This is a genomic window from Methylobacterium longum (assembly GCF_022179385.1).
GTDB classification, from domain to species: Bacteria; Pseudomonadota; Alphaproteobacteria; order Rhizobiales; family Beijerinckiaceae; genus Methylobacterium; species Methylobacterium longum.
In genome coordinates this window covers 1-15470 of record NZ_BPQS01000063.1, presented here as the reverse complement: position 1 = coordinate 15470, position 15470 = coordinate 1, and the positions used below count along the sequence as shown (strand labels likewise).

At 64.5% G+C, this 15470-nt stretch carries 18 protein-coding genes and 2 pseudogenes; 8 read left to right on the top strand and 12 right to left on the bottom strand.

What is annotated here, in order from left to right; genetic code table 11:
• The first annotated feature begins 17 nt into the window (after window positions 1–17).
• The gene (locus tag MFF58_RS28245) at window positions 18–1046 is read left to right on the top strand and encodes an IS110 family RNA-guided transposase (protein ID WP_179698779.1); all 1029 of its coding nucleotides are present in this window, start codon (window positions 18–20) and stop codon (window positions 1044–1046) included.
• 206 nt (window positions 1047–1252) lie between these two features.
• Window positions 1253–1864 (top strand): annotated as a pseudogene (locus tag MFF58_RS28240) (IS3 family transposase); the annotation flags it as partial.
• Window positions 1865–1909: 45 nt separating this feature from the next.
• On the opposite strand, the gene MFF58_RS28235 reads toward MFF58_RS28240, so the two are convergent.
• The 8 genes and pseudogenes from MFF58_RS28235 to MFF58_RS28200 form a co-directional block, all read right to left on the bottom strand.
• A complete protein-coding gene (locus MFF58_RS28235) occupies window positions 1910–2095 on the bottom strand; it encodes a hypothetical protein (protein ID WP_238293118.1) in 186 nt (61 codons plus the stop codon).
• Window positions 2096–2590: 495 nt separating this feature from the next.
• On the bottom strand, window positions 2591–2878 hold the full coding sequence (locus tag MFF58_RS28230) for a hypothetical protein (RefSeq protein WP_238293116.1): 288 nt from the start codon (window positions 2876–2878) through the stop codon (window positions 2591–2593).
• 43 nt (window positions 2879–2921) lie between these two features.
• On the bottom strand, window positions 2922–3224 hold the full coding sequence (locus MFF58_RS28225) for a hypothetical protein (RefSeq protein WP_238293113.1): 303 nt from the start codon (window positions 3222–3224) through the stop codon (window positions 2922–2924).
• A gap of 3 nt (window positions 3225–3227) precedes the next feature.
• Window positions 3228–3914, bottom strand: a complete 687-nt coding sequence (locus tag MFF58_RS28220) for a hypothetical protein (protein WP_238293111.1) — start codon at window positions 3912–3914, stop codon at window positions 3228–3230.
• Entirely contained in the window at window positions 3890–4381 is a 492-nt protein-coding gene (locus MFF58_RS28215; protein WP_238293109.1) for a hypothetical protein, read from the bottom strand. Before MFF58_RS28215 ends, MFF58_RS28220 begins: the two co-directional genes overlap by 25 nt.
• Before the next feature lie 1404 nt (window positions 4382–5785).
• The gene (locus tag MFF58_RS28210; protein ID WP_238293108.1) at window positions 5786–6016 is read right to left on the bottom strand and encodes a hypothetical protein; all 231 of its coding nucleotides are present in this window, start codon (window positions 6014–6016) and stop codon (window positions 5786–5788) included.
• A gap of 183 nt (window positions 6017–6199) precedes the next feature.
• Entirely contained in the window at window positions 6200–6409 is a 210-nt protein-coding gene (locus MFF58_RS28205) for a hypothetical protein (RefSeq protein WP_238293106.1), read from the bottom strand.
• Window positions 6410–6696: 287 nt separating this feature from the next.
• Window positions 6697–6928: pseudogene (locus MFF58_RS28200) on the bottom strand (recombinase family protein); the annotation flags it as partial.
• 407 nt (window positions 6929–7335) lie between these two features.
• On the opposite strand from MFF58_RS28200, the gene MFF58_RS28195 reads away from it, so the two are divergent.
• The 4 genes from MFF58_RS28195 to MFF58_RS32515 all read left to right on the top strand — a co-directional run bounded on the left by MFF58_RS28195 (window position 7336) and on the right by MFF58_RS32515 (window position 10003).
• The gene (locus MFF58_RS28195; RefSeq protein WP_238293104.1) at window positions 7336–8229 is read left to right on the top strand and encodes a cobalamin B12-binding domain-containing protein; all 894 of its coding nucleotides are present in this window, start codon (window positions 7336–7338) and stop codon (window positions 8227–8229) included.
• Window positions 8230–8332: 103 nt separating this feature from the next.
• Window positions 8333–8743, top strand: a complete 411-nt coding sequence (locus MFF58_RS28190; RefSeq protein WP_238293101.1) for a BLUF domain-containing protein — start codon at window positions 8333–8335, stop codon at window positions 8741–8743.
• A gap of 142 nt (window positions 8744–8885) precedes the next feature.
• Window positions 8886–9353 carry a BLUF domain-containing protein gene (locus tag MFF58_RS28185; protein ID WP_238293099.1) on the top strand — a complete coding sequence of 156 codons (468 nt, stop codon included), beginning with the start codon at window positions 8886–8888 and terminating at the stop codon, window positions 9351–9353.
• Between the two features lie 470 nt (window positions 9354–9823).
• Window positions 9824–10003, top strand: coding sequence for a hypothetical protein (locus MFF58_RS32515; RefSeq protein WP_308445489.1), 180 nt, complete (start codon window positions 9824–9826; stop codon window positions 10001–10003).
• 308 nt (window positions 10004–10311) lie between these two features.
• Here the strand turns inward: MFF58_RS32515 and MFF58_RS28175 are convergent, their stop codons facing one another.
• On the bottom strand, window positions 10312–11484 hold the full coding sequence (locus MFF58_RS28175) for a YihY/virulence factor BrkB family protein (protein ID WP_238293158.1): 1173 nt from the start codon (window positions 11482–11484) through the stop codon (window positions 10312–10314).
• 466 nt (window positions 11485–11950) lie between these two features.
• Here MFF58_RS28175 and MFF58_RS28170 point away from each other — a divergent pair, with 466 nt between their 5' ends.
• Window positions 11951–12634 (top strand): LuxR C-terminal-related transcriptional regulator, encoded by a 684-nt coding sequence (locus MFF58_RS28170; RefSeq protein WP_238293096.1) that lies wholly within the window; start codon window positions 11951–11953, stop codon window positions 12632–12634.
• Between the two features lie 313 nt (window positions 12635–12947).
• Here the strand turns inward: MFF58_RS28170 and MFF58_RS28165 are convergent, their stop codons facing one another.
• The gene (locus MFF58_RS28165) at window positions 12948–13796 is read right to left on the bottom strand and encodes an outer membrane protein (RefSeq protein ID WP_238293092.1); all 849 of its coding nucleotides are present in this window, start codon (window positions 13794–13796) and stop codon (window positions 12948–12950) included.
• 298 nt (window positions 13797–14094) lie between these two features.
• Here MFF58_RS28165 and MFF58_RS28160 point away from each other — a divergent pair, with 298 nt between their 5' ends.
• Window positions 14095–14520: a hypothetical protein gene (locus MFF58_RS28160; protein WP_238293090.1), complete on the top strand. Its 426-nt coding sequence runs from the start codon at window positions 14095–14097 to the stop codon at window positions 14518–14520.
• Window positions 14521–14543: 23 nt separating this feature from the next.
• Here the strand turns inward: MFF58_RS28160 and MFF58_RS28155 are convergent, their stop codons facing one another.
• Together MFF58_RS28155 and MFF58_RS28150 are read right to left on the bottom strand one after the other, a co-directional pair.
• Window positions 14544–14732, bottom strand: a complete 189-nt coding sequence (locus MFF58_RS28155; RefSeq protein ID WP_283206477.1) for a DMT family transporter — start codon at window positions 14730–14732, stop codon at window positions 14544–14546.
• 39 nt (window positions 14733–14771) lie between these two features.
• Window positions 14772–15002, bottom strand: a complete 231-nt coding sequence (locus tag MFF58_RS28150; protein ID WP_238293084.1) for a hypothetical protein — start codon at window positions 15000–15002, stop codon at window positions 14772–14774.
• Between the last annotated feature and the right edge of the window lie 468 nt (window positions 15003–15470).

Genomic DNA, 15470 nt, shown 5'->3' with positions numbered 1-15470 from the left:
GAAGAGGAGGACGTGTGATGAGCTTTTACGTTGGACTGGATGTCTCGACGAAGGAGACCGCGATCTGCGTCGTCGATGAAACGGGCGAGCGTGTATGGGCTGGAACGTCCCGGACCGATCCTGACGCGATCGGCGCTGTTCTGAAGCGACGTGCACCCGGCGTCGTGAAGGTCGGGATCGAGACTGGACCCCTCACGGTGTGGCTCTGGCACGCTCTTAATGAGCGTGGCGTGCCGATCGTCTGCCTTCACGCGAGGCATGCGGCAGCGGCCCTGAAGTTGCAGATGAACAAGACGGATCGCAACGACGCGCTGGGCTTGGCGCGCCTGGTCCGCTCGGGATGGTACCGACCGGTGGCCGTGCGTTCGATCGAGACCCATCGCCTGCGCGCCCTCCTCGTCGCCCGCGACCAGCTCGTTGGAATGCGGACGGCGCTGATCAACAAGATCCGCGGACTGGCCAAGACCTTCGGGATCCTGATCGGACCAGGCAAAGGTGGAACCTTCGTGCGGCAGGTTCGAGCCCAGCTCCCCGACGATCCGATCCTGACCGCTCTGTTCGAGACCCTCCTGACGCTGTTGGGTACGCTTCAGGAGCGCAGTCATGAGATCGCAAAGCAGCTGGCGCGCGTCGCTCGTCAGAACAAGATTTGTCAGCTGCTCATGACGACACCGGGCGTAGGCTCGATCACGGCGATCAGCTTCGTCACGACGATTGAGGATCCGCGTCGCTTCCGGCGCTCGCAGGATGTCGGCGCCTATCTTGGCCTTACGCCACGTCGGTATCAGTCGGGTGACGTCGATATCAACGGTCGAATCTCGAAGTGCGGGGATCGCCTGACGCGCAAACTTCTGTTTGAGGCCGCCAACGCGATGCTGTCGCGCATCTCCATGCCGCTCGCCTTGAAGGAGTGGGGAGCAGCGATCGGCCGGAGGTCTGGCTTCTGGAAGGCACGCGTCGCATTGGCGCGCAAGCTCTCGGTCATCCTCCATCGCATGTGGATTGACGAGCGTCCCTTCGAGCCGAAGGTGATCGCCATGACCTGATATTGCTTTCTCTTCCAAGGCTGCCGCCCCGCCAGGGTGCGGCCACGGCCATCTCGCGACCTTCTTCGTGACCATCCGGAACACGAGAATCACATCGAGAGGCCGGTGATCTGGCGCCATGTTGAGGGGGCATGCGGTGCCGACCTCGAAGACGACAACGATGCGCAAGGCAGATCGAACAGAAGCACCCTGGCTCAAGGCTTGATCGATTAGACGACAAGAGAGTCCACCGCCTCTACAGGGATGAGGGCCTGAGCCTGCGGCTCAAGCGGCCGCGCCGGCACGTCAGTGCGGCACACCGTGAGCGTCAGCCTGCGGCACTCCGGCCGAACGAGCGCTGGTCGATGGACTTCGTCTCTGACGCGCTGTTTGACGGCCGCCGACTGCGAGCTCTGACGGTCGTCGATGCGTTCACGCGCGAGGCTCTGGCGATCGAGGTTGACCAAGGCATCAAGGGCGAGCAGGTCGTGGCGGTCGTCGCCCGCTTGGCACAGCTGCGTGGCGCACCGCGTGCCATTCAGGTCGATAACGGGCCCGAGTTCGTCTCGAAAGCACTCGACCGCTGGGCCTACGAGAACGGCGTCACGTTGGACTTCTCGCGGCCTGGCAAGCCGACCGACAACGCGTTGGTCGAGTCGTTCAACGGCCGCCTGCGCGACGAGTGCCTGAACGCGAACTGGTTCTTGTCGTTGGCCGACGCCAGGAGCAAGATCGAGACGTGGCGGCGGTACTACAACGAGAGCCGTCCTCACACGGCCTTGGGGTGGCGAACGCCCCAGGAATTCGCCTTGGCGGCGGCCCTGCAGGCTGCCGAATGAGACCCGGAAGCTCACCTTTCGGCCGGACCAAGATCCGGGGGACCCTCACACCGTGAGCCCGGGCAGGTCCAGTTCGCCATAATGGGGGATCGTCGTCGCATCGTGCCACGACGAGGAGACGCATTGTGCCACCTTAGGGTCCGGCGCCTGGCGGTGCTCCAGATCGCCCTTCACGATGACCTGCAGTAGCGCATCGGCGGCGGCCTCTATGGGGGTTGCAGGCTGGCTCATGTCTGCGCCTCTAGCTCGGCCTCGAAGCTTCTGGCGCCGCGTCGTTATGCTGCCACCGATTGAACGCGGTCTCGCAGTGGGCCTAACCGTCTCGGCGACACTCGCAACCGAAGAACGGAACAAGCAAGACCCACCCCCTTGTGAAGCCCGAGCGGCGGTCATTCGGGCTCTTGAAGGCTATCGAAGAGGGCGAGGAGCTCCGGATCGTTGTCGTCCAAGGTCTCACCGACCTGAAGAGCGAACGTCTCAACCGCACCATCTGCACGGCGAACTATGCACCAAGGTTCGAAGCCTTGATCAGGCTGGATGGACGAGCAAGCAAACTCGGCAGGGGTCTGACGGCGCAGGCGGTATGAGCGCCTAAAGTGCATCCCGAAATATAGGCGGTCGAGATCAGTCAGGGGCATGACGTCTTCTCAATTTACCGAACGCGCCAAACCGGCGTAGCCCTCGCTATGACGCTGGGAGAGGCCGGAAGGTTTCGGAGAGCGGCGATCACGGTGTGCGCTCAAGGGCGGCCTCGATCTCCCGCGCCCGGGCGGCCACGAGACCGAGCGAGATGCGAGCGGTGGCGCGGACGAAGGCCGCGGCGTGCGGGTCCATCTGGTCGAGGACGTGCAGCCGGCCGGGCTTGATGTCGGCTGGGCAGATCGCGCACTCTATCGACCCCTGGAACACGTCGTGGTGCGGCGGGAGCGGGACGGCGTGGGCCGCGAGGTAGGTCAGCACGTCTGACGTAATCCACGTCCAGAGCGGCATCGCGGTCTGGACGTTCGGCGACATGATGCCGGCCATCCGCTCGGGCGTGGTGCCCCTGTCCTTCAGCTCAAAGGTGGAGGGGAGGGGCGGGGGAGAACGGCGCCCGGAAGTGCGTATCGACCGGGGTGGCGTGCCTCATCAGGTCGAGCCAGCACCCAAGCGTGCTGGCGAGTGCGGCGGCCTTCGCGGCCGGATTGCTGGCGCGGACGGGCCTGGACGGCAGGAAAGACATGGTCGGTGCGGCGGCCGCGGCCAGCTCTGGCGGCACGGTCTCTTCGGTCGGCTGCGCGCCTTCGAAACCTGCCAGCGCCCCGAGACGGGCTTCGAGCCATGCACGCGGGTCATCATCGAGACATGCGGGATCCCGCATGGCTCATCCCGTCGGATGTGCCTGCCGCGCCGCCGGCAAGCCCCCATGCGCGTAGAGGCAGAAATCGAAGATCTTGCCTGACAGCCATGGCGCATCAGCGAGGTTCGCTCCAGCGTGCGGTACGAGCCGCGCGATGACGTCGACGTGTCTCGGCATCTCGCCGCGCACGGCCTCGACGTAGGCGCCGTACCCGCCCGACCGGCGCAGCAGGCCCGCAGCGATCAGGCAATTTCGGGCGCGCGCGTCGAAGATGATCCCAGTGCTCGGCCGGGCCGTCCATACGAGCTTCGACGCTGCACTGATCGGCCGGACGGGTTGGTCCCCACGCCGCCGAACTAAGCCCGGCTCCGCCGAGATCGCGTCGGCCAGCGCATCAACGCGCTCGATCAGGTTCTCATCTGACAGCCCATCGACGGCCCGCTCAAGCGGCGCGACCACCGGCAGGAAGTCGGATGCCCTGTCGCCGGCAGCGCGGCGCGGGAAGCTGCGCGCCACGATGAAGGCCGCAGCGGTGAGCTCGATGGTGCGCGCGTCGATGCGCTCGGCCATGGCCTCGACCAGCGGCGCGAGGCGGGGCAGCCACGCCGTCATGGCCGCGCCCACCACGGCTTCATCGAAAGTCAGCGGCGCGGCAGGTCGCGAAGGTCTCCCCATCGCTGGCTCGCTCAGATCTTCAGCCGCGCGTTGCACGCCGAATAGTACCCGCCGCCCTTCTGGATCCACTTTGCGTCGCCGAGCGAGCCGGCTGCCTTCGCAGCGTTGTAGCTGTCCAGGCAAGTGTGCATCCGCGCCTTGCCAGCCGACTCCTTGGCGTACTTCGGATCCACGGCGGATGGATATGCGGCTGAACCAGTCGCAGCGGACGGCGCTGGAGCAGCTGTCGGCCTAGCAGCCGTCGTGGTCGGTGCAGGAGCCGGCGCCGACGGCTTCGCAGCACCAGCCGCTACGGGGTTCGGCACCGTGTTGGTCGCGGCATCCGGCGAAGCGCCGCATTCAGCCTTGCGGAAGTCGTTCCACTTCTGACCGTTCAGCGTCCCGGCCTGCTTGGCAGCTTGGTACTTCACCGAGCAGTCCTTGCTGGACAGGGCTGCAGCAGGCGTAGCGAGAGCACCCAGGCCGAAGGCGAGGAGAGCGGTGGACATCAGGGGGTGAAACATGACGATCGTCTCCAAGCCCGAAGCTGGACTGGAAGGTCACGCTATCCCGGCAGCGGACGGTCGCAAAGCCGTTCGACGATGTTCATCGATCACCCCCCAGAGCGCCGGCTCCTCCTGCAGATCGTAGGTCTGGCCCTGCTGCGCAGGCATACGCTCAAGATGGCGAGCGCCGGGACCGGTATCGAGGTTCCGCGGTTGCCACGCGCAGCCCGTGACACCACCTGCCGTCCCTGGGAGGTCGTCCATGTCCGCGTCAACGAGGTTCCTGTCCGCCGTCGCCGTCGCCTTCGTAGCCGGGGTGGCGAGCACGAGCGTGTACATGTCCAGCGGCGACGCTCACAAGGACGCTTCGGAGGCGCCTCGCGGGGCCGCGCCGTCCATAGCCGAGCGCCTGCGGGCAGAAGCCCGTGGGCAGTCGCTGCCCTGGTCGGAACCGGTCAAAGCCAAGCCGGAGCCGTCGAAGCTGACATTCACCCCCGGGCCGGCTGACGCGCCCGCCAAGGGGGGCGGGGCCGTCGCGGATGAAGGCCGGGCTCCCGGGCCGCAGGCCGCCCCGGTTCCCGCACCCGTCCGGACCCCGGACGACGGAGCGCGAGCCCGCGTCCGGCTTGCGCAATCCGACAGGCAGACACCTCCCCCAGAGGAGGATCAGACTGGTCCCGCGCCGGCCCTCAAGCGCGTGCATCCGTCCGGGGAGGATCTCGGGCCTTCGCGCGCCAAAATGGTCGAGGCTGCGAGGCCGGCCCAGGCGTCGCAAGATGATGGCGCGCGGGCCGATACCAAGCTCGCTCAATCCTCTAGGCTCGCCTCACAGCCCGGCGGGGAGGTTGGACACTCGCGTGCCATGTCCGCGGAGACCCCGAAGCACGTCCCGCCGCTTGTGGAGGAAGAGCGCACGAGGGTCAGGGCAGCCGAGGCGCCGCCGCGTGCTCGCCCGGCGGACGCGGAGCGCTCTCGCCTGAGGGTCACGGAAGCCCCCCGGCGCCTCCGGGCACTCGACGCTGAGGATGACGGGAATACCCGCGCCCAGGCCGCCGAAGCGCGACGCCCCGACCATCGGTCGCAGCCGGTGCCGTCGCGGAACCTGCCGCCCCTGGCCGCCGCCAACAGCATTCGGGCTGCGGTCAGGCGGGCGGAAGCGCGCCGCGAGCGCGTGACCGTCCCGCCCCCGTACCGGACGGCCGGCCTTGAGGACCGCGATTATTCCCCCCGTGTCCGCGAGGTCTACGTCGTCAGGCGAGACGAGGAGCCCGACGACGAGCCGCGCGTGAGGGTCCGCCGGAGCGTCGCCGCTTCGGACGGCCTGATGCACTGGCTCTCCGGACCAGACGGTCGGTTCTAAGCCCCCGCGCACCGACTGGAGTCCCGTGCACGCCAAGGTCGCCCCCGCCAGCAGTACCGGCCTCAGGCCGCCCTGACGTGGAGTTCGGCCTCGCAGGCATGAAGGCGCGCCCGCATGGCCTGGAGCACTTCCTCACGGCCTTGGCGCTCGCCGGAGAGCGCCAAGCTCGAAAGCGCCGCCATGGCGGCTATCATGGCGTCATAGGTTGGCGCGTCCATCCCGCCGCCCTGGGCCGCCCGCTCGGCAATTTGTTGGACGAGGAGCCTAAGCTCGGCCTCTGTATTGTAGCCCATGAGATCCCCCCGGCCTTCGTGCAGGGCCCTATATCCACGCGCGAGATCGCGCGCTGTACTTTGTTAAAGTACGGCCAGACGCCGGGCTATAAATATTGGGCAGGTTAATATTTATTGACCGAATTGCGTATTTGCCAACTCGGCCGCTTCGGTGGTGAGCATCGTCATCGAATTGGCGGCACATTAATCGCCGCTGTCACCATCACCTACGTCGTCGCCAGCGTCGAGAAGCCAATCGAGTAGATCGAAACCGACATCACCCGCCAAATCGTCCGCGGGCTTGCGCATCGGCTTCTGCGGGTGTTGGGCCCGCACCTCGGCGAACAGCTCGCGGGCGAGTCGGTCCAGCGCATCGTCCGACAGCGGCAGCCTATTCGTGCCCGGCATTGCCATGCCTTTCGCTGCGCGCGGCCGGCTCAGTCCCGCCGCCGATCCAATCACGGGTTAGCGGGGCGTACCGTGTTCACACGATAGAGCCGACGCGAGACTTGCAAGCTCGCGAAGCAATATGCCGGTATTCAGTTATCGGAAGGTCAATGCGCATGCGCCGCACCGCGCCGAAACAGGACGCGCAGGAGCCGGAAAGGTAGGCGCACCAGTCGCTACACCGCGTGCGCGGTCATGACGGCGAGCACAGCGAGCAGCGCCAAGATGGTGTTGAGCAACGCAGGTACTCCCGGCGGCACACATCATCTCGACGAGCGAACGGCCGAGCCGGTCGAGCTTCCACACGACGAGCACGTCCTCGGGGCGTCGACGGGCCAGGGCCGCTTCGAACTCCGGTCGCTTGGTCCCGGCCTTACCGGACTTCTTCTCCTCGAAAATGCGTTCGCAGCCAGCTTTGGTCAGCGCGTCGCGCTGCAGGTCGAGGTTCTGGTCGAGCGTGGAGACACGGGCATATCCGATGAGCATGTCGGGACAGTGCCAAAACGGCGCTTACCCGGCAATAGAAAAGCCGACACGTTTTTCCGACAGAAACAGGGCCGTTTCGAGCCGCTAGCGATGTGCATCGTCCGGTTAACAGGAAAACGATCGCTTCCCCGACATGCCACTCAATAGGATGAATATCCGAGTTAGGCCGGGAGCGGCCGGTCCGCTTTAGGTTGGGGTCGACGACATGCCGACGTTCTAAAATCTGTGTCTCAGCGAATGGGGCCCGTATTTCTGTGCCCGCCGTGTACTGCTGATATCGGCCGAGCGCGGTAGGAAAGTCGCCTCCTTTACAACTCGTGCATTTGCGTCTCTGTTGCGCCTCGTACTCGCCGGACGACGGTCAATAACAAACGGGGATGCCAACCCCGGACCATGGGGATGAGGCAATGCTGGATCAGGGATCACCTCACCGAGAGTGGGCCGGTCTGATCACCGAGGGGATCGCTGAAGCGGCGTATGTCCGCGAAGATTATGCACGACGAAGACCCGTCGACGAGGCACGGCAGCGAACCCTTGCGCTCGGCCGCATCGTTCAGACGGACATCATCCCTCGGCTGATGTTGGTTGATCGGGGCGAGAGGCAGGTCCGGTCGGACGTTCTGCCGAAGCTGGATACGGAAACGGTCGCGGGCTTCACAGATCTGATCCTCAGGCACGACGTCGCGGCCGTCATGAACGCTTTCACCGCTCTGACGGCCAAGGGCTATTGCGTCGACGACCTGTTCCTCGACCTGCTGGCACCTTCGGCGGCCCTGTTGGGACGCATGTGGGACGACGATCTGTGCGACTTCATCGAGGTCACGGCCGGCCTCGCCCAACTTCAGTTCCTGTTGGCCACGTTCCGCTCGGACGGAGGCTTCGCGCCCTACGATAGCGAGCGCCGTGTCCTCCTGATGGGAGCACCAGGCGAACTCCACACCTTCGGATTAGCGATTGTGGAGCAGTTCATGCGGAAGGCCGGCTGGCATGTGGCGAGCGTCCTTGCCTCCAGTCCCGAGGAGATTGCCGATCTCGTAGGTTCGGAGTTGTTCGGCGTGGTGGGTCTGACGCTGAGCCGGGAGAGCCACCTCGATCAACTCGCTGCCTCGATCCAGGCGATACGACGGGCGTCGCTCAACCCTTCAATCGGCGTGATGGTCGGAGGACCTGTCTTCCTTGAGCATCCCGGATATGTCGAACGGGTCGGCGCTGATGCCTCGGCGGTCGATGCCCCCACCGCGGTTCTGATTGCGCAGAGACTGCTCCCACCTGCAAGATCAGAGCGCTCGACAAAACCATGAGGAAAAGCTAAAATCGCTGAAGCAGATTATCATCATGCAATCTTGTGAACGACCGAATGTAGATTTCTCTACGGATCCGACAGCCTGATAGGATCAAGCAGTGATGTCTCTCGTTCAACTCATCTATGCCTCACGTCCCTTTGGGTTCGATCAAGCGATGCTCAATGGCATCCTGTCGCAATCGCGGCGATGCAACTCGCGCGATGGGATTACTGGCGCCCTCATTTGCAGGGCAGATGTTTATATGCAGTTGTTGGAGGGTTCGGCCGCAGCACTGGATGCCACCTATGCCCGGATCTTGAGGGACGACCGGCATCTGGAGATCAGGCGCTTATCTTATCACACTGTGCCGGACCGTTTATTCCCCAGCTGGGCTATGCGTGATGATCCAGCCCGATCTTGGATGTGGTCACAAGCTGAAGTTGCGAACGGAGCGATAGATCAAGCCACTCATCTGCAAGCTCTCAGGATATTCGAGCGGCTTGCGGCTGAACCTGAACGGGAAGACGCATAGCGCGCCTGATGAACAGCTAGGAAATATGCAAAGGATGAACGTCTGCTAGCCGGATTGGACCGATGCCGCTCGGCGAATGCGGACATTGGCCCGGTTCAAGTCACCTCTTGATCTACCTGGCATAGATGAAGCGAGCTTACGCATGTTCGACGAATACGGCATCCCGCAGGGTGCCAATTTAGACGAAGCTGCGCTGTCCAAACTCTACCATTTTGTCTACTGCAGTCGTGCTGCCGAAGGCGTTGACGACGCCGAAGTCTGTCGTATCGTCGAGACAGCTCAGCGCAACAATCTTGTACATGGCATCACCGGGGTGCTGGTTTTCGGCAGCGGCGTTTTCTTCCAGTGGATCGAGGGGCCGGCCGCCGAGATACAGAAGCTGATCGCGACCCTACATCGCGACAAGCGCCATCATGATATTGTTTCACTGAGCCAGAGCGAGGAAGAGCGCGAGCGTCTCTATCCAAATTGGGACATGGAGAAGGTTGAAGCCGAGGATATCCGCCTGGTGCTACAAGACGCGTTCGAAAGTGCAGAAGATAAGAACAACCGCGTGGCGCTGAAGCGCATTCTCAAACAACTTGATTTGGGCGCGCTTGGTCGAGTTTGATCGGGGCCATGTCCGCTTTCCGAGAGATCTTGAGGCACCTCGTACGACCAAGTCGGGTCCGAGCCGGAACGGCCGCTTCGAGGCGAAAAGCCAGGGTCCGGCTGCCAGCCAAAGAGGGCCCTCGCAAGGTCCGTTTTCGGCAATCCTGCTCGTGCTGAGTGACCTCGGTTGGCTAAAAGCATCCGGGCCGACTGCAAAGGAACCTTGCGGACAAACTTACGCTGCCGCCTCGTCGGACCGCCAGTGTGCCACTTGGCTGGCGGCCTCGACGGACCGACGATATCGCTCCTTCGAGGAGGCCGACCTATGACCTGGGACGATGTCGTCTCGCTCGGCCAGAAGCTGGCGGCGGTCGAGGTCCAACCTCCTACGGCACTCCAGCATTGAAGGTCCGGGGGAAGCTGCTCACGCGTCTCCGACCCGAGGATGACAGCCTCGTGCTTCCTGACGTTCCTCTGGACGAGCGCGACATGCTGATCGATGCCGATCCCGGCACCTTTCACACCACGCCCCATTACGACGGATACCCTATCGTGCTGGCGCGCTTGGATGCTCTGGAGCCAGCGAGGCTGATGCCCTTCCTGGAGCGGCGATGGCGCGGCGTCGCGCCCAGGCGGCTGGTGATTGACCTTGATGCGAGCCGGGACTGAAGCGGGCGCTCTTGCAGGTGCGTCCCCGGTGTAAGGGGAAAGCCGAGCGTAACATCCGGCCTTACCTGATCACGCCGCAGCTTAGGGACTGGCATCTGGCCCGATCAGACCGCACGCTTCACGGAACATCCGCTTGTTGGCACCGAGCCAATCTCTGCAACCAACCCTCCTCGGACGCGGCCACATACGGCCATAGACGTCGGTAAAGCGGTCGTTTTTCCTACATAACCGGCTGAATTACCTATTGTTGTGTCTTGATAGCGCCTGCTTATCGGATACCACGAGCGCCGCTGTCAGGCGGTAGCCGCTCATTCCGCAGCAGCTCCGACATTATCAGCCATCTTTGCCCCCCGTGTCCCCAGAGGCTGCGGCGTACCGACAGTGGTGTCCTCGGCGGTCTGATGCTCGGTCTCGGCGTTCAGCTGCGCACCCAGCAACACGATCGTCGTCGAGATCCAGATCCAGGTCATGAACCCGATCGCCGCGCCCAGCGAGCCGTAGGTCTTGTTGTAGCTGCCGAAGCTGGCGACGTACCACGAGAACAGCAGCGAGCCGCCGAGCCAGAGGACCGCCGCCACGGCACTCCCCCCGGTGACCCAGTGCCAACGCGGCGCGTCCCGGCTCGGACCGTAGCGGTACAGCACCGCCAAGCCGCCGAGCACGGCGAGCAGAAGCACGGGCCAGCGCAGCAGCGCCAGCCACCATGCGTCCTTGCCGATGCCGATGAACTCGAACACCACCGGCAGCACGACGACCGCGACAAGCGCCAGGATCAAGAACATCAGCGCGCCCGCCGTGAACGCCAGCGACACGAGGTTGAGCACGACGAAGTTGCGCTTCTCGCGCTCGTTGTAGACGAGGTTGAGGGCGTCGAAGATGTGCTTCATCCCGCCGTTGGCGCTCCACACCGACAGGGCGATGCTCACAATCAGGCTCAGCCCCAAGGTAGCGTTGCCCTTCTCGTCGAGGTTTTTGACCTGATCGCCGACGATCTCCAGCGCCCCCTGAGGCAGGATGCCCTGCAGGCTGGCGAGCTGGTCGTTGATGGTCGAGGCGTCGGCTACGAGCCCGTAGACGGATACCAGGGCGGCGATCGCGGGGAAGATCGCCAGCAGCGCGAAGAAGGTCACGCCAGCCGACACCAGCATGATCCGGTTCTCACCCACGTCCCGGTAGGTGCGCAGCGCGATGTCCTTCCAACCTTTGGCCGGGATCTCGGTCGGACGCTTGGCTTGGCGTCCACGATCGGCCTGAGTGCGGGCTACTTGGTGAGCCTCGCTGCCACTGTGTGAAGGGGAAGTCTGGCGTGCCGCTCCGGCTTCGTCATCCGGTGTCTTCTTGGCTGTAGATGCCGGGCGTTGTGTACGCCGTGGCAGAGCTACGATACCGAGAAGCGCGGTGGCCAGAGCCAAGGTCCAGGCGAGGGAGTGCCCCTTCTCGGCATCGTCTGGCGGCGTGCGATTTGATCGGGAGGATGGCATCGGAAACTCCCGGACGCAAAGCTGCGCCATTGCGTCACGCATGCTAACGGCGCAGCTGCTTTGAACGTTGCAGCAGAGTTTTCAGAATGAAGTTGATAGGAACATTACGCTGATGCGTGCTCCTCCAGCCCTCCTACGCATCGTAGGTCGGCCGTGCTGCGCGAGCATACACTCAAGATGGCGAGTGGCGGGGTGGGTGGCGATCCCACCGGCGCGCAATGATGGCCTACGTCGATCTAATAACTGCAAGCTGCTATAGCCGGTTGCTCATATTGGTACGATCATAATAATGGAAATCACGCGATACGTCCGGTTTCGGCACACCAACTCCGTGTATCCGAGCGCAGAGCGCGGAAACGAACTAACTTAAAGTTAATGCCGATTTAATACGTGTGGAACGGATATTGAAGGTACGTACCTGATCCCAGCCGATTTGTACCAAGCTGGGAATGAAAGGTGCGCGATCATGAACACGGCTGTGAGCGTCTTGATCCTGGACGAACCGCAGGACTTGCACGCGACTGTTCGCGCCACCCTGGAGCACATGCCAGAGTTCCACACAATCAGCGAAGCGGACCTCGCTGGAGCTAGTGCTGGCACCACGGTAGCCCTGCTCTTCCTCGACGAGATCCGCCCCGCGGACGGGATCGCCCGCATCGTCGACCTGAAGGAGCGTCAGCCCAACCTACGCACGCTGGTGGTGTTCGGCGCTCTGGTCGCGGACGATCTCCGCGCCCTGCTGGCCGTGGGTGCCGACGCGTTCGTGGGACGCTCGAAGTCGCCTCGGGAACTCGGGGCCGCGCTGTTGGCCGTCGCGGAGGGTGCGGACTGTCTGGCACCGCCGGAGCAGACTGCGGCTGTGGCGAGCGAGGCAGCCGACAGCTTGGGGCTTACGCCCCGCGAGGCGGAGGTGCTGCGCTTCCTCAGCGCGGGCTTCAGCAACAAGGAGGTCGCCCGACGTCTAGCGCTCAGCGTGCGGACGGTCGAGACCCATCGGCTCAACCTGCGCCGGAAGACCCGGACCGGGCGTCTGAAGGACTTGGTCTCCCTCTCGCGGCAGCTCGGCTTAGCACCCGTCGCAGACGGCGAGCCATTACGTCGGGGCGGTGACTACCGGTACAGGCAGGAAGGCGACCGGCCTCAACACTGATTGGGAGTGGAGCTTGTCTGCTCAGGTACTATCACTGCCCGGCTGATCGAGGCGCCGGCTCCTCCTGCGGATCGTAGGTCTGAGCACATCCTCTTTAAGGACCCAGTGCCGTTCGGCTCTCCAAACAAGAAACACCCCAGGAGCGGGTGCTCCCAGGGTGTCGCCGACCTCGCGGCCAGTTTGATCGGGCTGGGGATGCGAAGGTCAGCCGGACGGCTGCTCTTCTGCGGCGAGGGACGATGGAGAGGACCAACTACCCCTCGCCCTCCGCCGCAACTCCCGGGACAGACACCAGGAGCAGCTCGACCGGATCTTAGTACGAGCCGAACTTGTAGTTCAGGCCGGCACGGACGACGGCGAACTCGTCGGAGCGGCGGCCAACGCCGCTGTAGAGCACCGGGACGTTCGAAGCGGCGTCGATGAGGAACGCGCCCTGGTTGCGTGTGCCGCGATCCAGGTTCACGTACAGACCTTCGATCTTCAGCGTCACCGCGTTTGAGCGGAAGAAGTTCAGGAACGAGTCGGTGGGGAGCGCGAACTCGACGCCGCCGCCGGCGGTCCAGCCGGTGCGGAAGCTGTCGTTGCCAGCGTACCCACCGAAGCTACGATCCGCGCTGCCCGAGCCGTAGGCGAAGCCGCCGGTGCCGTACACGAGGGTGCGGTCGAAGGCGTAGCCGAGGCGGCCGCGCACGGTACCGAAGAAGTCGAGGCTCGACAGGCCGCGCGGGTCGGTGGCGTAGAAGCCGGGGCGGATGCCGCCGTTGACGAAGGCGTTGTTCCGGTCGCGTCCGAAGTCGAGGTACTGGGCGTCGGCCTCGAAGCCGACGACCACGCCCGAGCCCGGGGTGAACTGATAGTTGTAGCCGATCTGACCACCGCCGGAGAAGCCGTCCTGGCTGCGATTGCGGAAGGTCACGGCAACCGGAGCACCGCTGACGGTGTACCCGCCCGCGCCACCCGGCACGACGAAGGTGTTGCCGGTGTTACGGTCGCTGGCGTCGAAGGCGTAGCCGGCGTTGATACCGAAGTAGGCGCCGGTCCAGGTGAACACCGGGACGGGGGTGAACACCGGCGGCGGGGCGGCGCGACGCGGGAGGTCGGCGGCCGAGGCGGCGGCGGTCAGGGCCGTGAAGGCAGCCAGCGAGGACAGGAGCTTGGTCATCGGGGTCGGTCCAGAACTTCGATCTGGCGGCAAGGCTACCGTTCGGTCGACGAGATAGCTGTAGTTTTATGGACACACCGAGCGGTCACGAGGCAAGACGGCATAGTAAACCGACCATTAACACGCGTTAGATCTCGGGAATACATCGGGATTTACGAATTGGAGCGCCACAACATCTGAGCAGCGCCTTGGTTGCAGCCTGCCACCGAGTTGCTCCGGGGCTGTTGCGTAGATGTGACAAGCCACATCGGCTGAGGCTCTACAAAGGGCAGCACTGCACCGGGTACTATGCCCTGACATGCCGATCCGGCCCGAGCACCGCTACTTCTACCCGATCGACTGGGCGCAGCTGTCTGCCGTGATCCGGTTCGGCCGGGCCAAGGGCTGCTGCGAGGGCTGCGGACGGCCGCACGGGCGGATGGTCTACCACCTCGGCGATGGGCGCTGGTGGGATGCGGACGCCGGCCGGTGGCGAGATGGGTGGGGCCGCCGGATCCGGGTCGCGGCAGAGGCTGACATCCTCGGCCAAGCCCGTCCGACTCGGGTCGTTCTGGCGGCCGCGCATCGGGATCACGACACCTCCAACAACGCCGCCGCCAACCTCGCGGCCTTCTGCCAGCGCTGCCACATGATCCACGACCAGCCGGAGCATCAGAGGCGACGGTGGCGCACGCTGTTCCGGCGGAAGGCGCTCGGCGACCTGTTCGGCGGTCTCTATGCCTGATGCGGTTCAGCGGATGATCTCAGTCAGAACAAGGCGATCAACGCCACGCCGGCAATCATCAGCACGGCCCCGAGGATGCGCCACAGGCTTGCCGGGTGCACGTCAAAGGCGGCCCAGCCATAGTTGTCGAGCACGGTCGAGGCGGCAACACCCGCCGCCATCAGAGCCAGTCCCAGGCGGTGAACCCCGGTTGCCAGTCTTGTCCGCGTCATCGCCCCCTTCCGCTCGGCATACCGTCCGTTCGCAGACCCTCACCGTATGGCTCGGCCGCTCCCACCGATCGCTCTGGGCCGCGCCTGCAACTGCTCAGCCTCAGCTCGCCACGCATCGCGCTCGGACTGGATGGCCTCGACCAAGGCATGTAGGTGCCCCGCGTCGATGGCCGTCTCCATCAGCAGGTCCTGGGTGGTGGCGAGTTGCTGGCGCAGCTCAGCGTTCTCGGTCGCGAGGGTGAGGGGCAGGGCCGCCACGTCGTCGCTCACTCAGGATCCTGCACTCTTACATCTGGGAGGAGGCGCGTAGGCCTGTCGTGGTTACCGCGCAGGCAAGGATAACGGGTTGGAGCGTTTCGGTGCTGCCTCGTCCACAGCAGAACTTACTGGCCGTGAGCCGGCGCCCCGCGGTGTCCAGTTCCCCCGCCGCGCCGACCCTCACACGACTGCCCGACCAAGGCTTCACGAGCGACCTACGGTGAACTGGCCCGGAGAGCGCCTGTCGTCACGTGCTTGCCCGCCGCATGCCGTGCGGTGTCGCGAACGCCTCGCGCGCTGACGGGAAGAAGCTGGGGTTTAGCAGGCTTGGAAGGAGCTGTCGCCGTCAGCTCACCGGCGGCCGAACAACGACCACTCCGTGATGACCGACTCGTCAGCCGGCATGTAGGCGTCGACGATGGCGCCCTTGCGGTTCACGACGCAGATCATCGCCGCCTCGCGCACCTCGTACATCATCGG

Coding starts and splice junctions, on each gene's coding strand:
- MFF58_RS28245 (WP_179698779.1), top strand. CDS start 18: ATGAGCTTTTACGTTGGACTGGATGTCTCGACGAAGGAGACCGCGATC.
- MFF58_RS28235 (WP_238293118.1), bottom strand. CDS start 2,095: ATGAGCCAGCCTGCAACCCCCATAGAGGCCGCCGCCGATGCGCTACTG.
- MFF58_RS28230 (WP_238293116.1), bottom strand. CDS start 2,878: ATGTCGCCGAACGTCCAGACCGCGATGCCGCTCTGGACGTGGATTACG.
- MFF58_RS28225 (WP_238293113.1), bottom strand. CDS start 3,224: ATGCGGGATCCCGCATGTCTCGATGATGACCCGCGTGCATGGCTCGAA.
- MFF58_RS28215 (WP_238293109.1), bottom strand. CDS start 4,381: ATGTTTCACCCCCTGATGTCCACCGCTCTCCTCGCCTTCGGCCTGGGT.
- MFF58_RS28210 (WP_238293108.1), bottom strand. CDS start 6,016: ATGGGCTACAATACAGAGGCCGAGCTTAGGCTCCTCGTCCAACAAATT.
- MFF58_RS28205 (WP_238293106.1), bottom strand. CDS start 6,409: ATGGCAATGCCGGGCACGAATAGGCTGCCGCTGTCGGACGATGCGCTG.
- MFF58_RS28195 (WP_238293104.1), top strand. CDS start 7,336: ATGCTGGATCAGGGATCACCTCACCGAGAGTGGGCCGGTCTGATCACC.
- MFF58_RS28190 (WP_238293101.1), top strand. CDS start 8,333: ATGTCTCTCGTTCAACTCATCTATGCCTCACGTCCCTTTGGGTTCGAT.
- MFF58_RS28185 (WP_238293099.1), top strand. CDS start 8,886: ATGTTCGACGAATACGGCATCCCGCAGGGTGCCAATTTAGACGAAGCT.
- MFF58_RS32515 (WP_308445489.1), top strand. CDS start 9,824: ATGCTGATCGATGCCGATCCCGGCACCTTTCACACCACGCCCCATTAC.
- MFF58_RS28175 (WP_238293158.1), bottom strand. CDS start 11,484: ATGCCATCCTCCCGATCAAATCGCACGCCGCCAGACGATGCCGAGAAG.
- MFF58_RS28170 (WP_238293096.1), top strand. CDS start 11,951: ATGAACACGGCTGTGAGCGTCTTGATCCTGGACGAACCGCAGGACTTG.
- MFF58_RS28165 (WP_238293092.1), bottom strand. CDS start 13,796: ATGACCAAGCTCCTGTCCTCGCTGGCTGCCTTCACGGCCCTGACCGCC.
- MFF58_RS28160 (WP_238293090.1), top strand. CDS start 14,095: ATGCCGATCCGGCCCGAGCACCGCTACTTCTACCCGATCGACTGGGCG.
- MFF58_RS28155 (WP_283206477.1), bottom strand. CDS start 14,732: ATGACGCGGACAAGACTGGCAACCGGGGTTCACCGCCTGGGACTGGCT.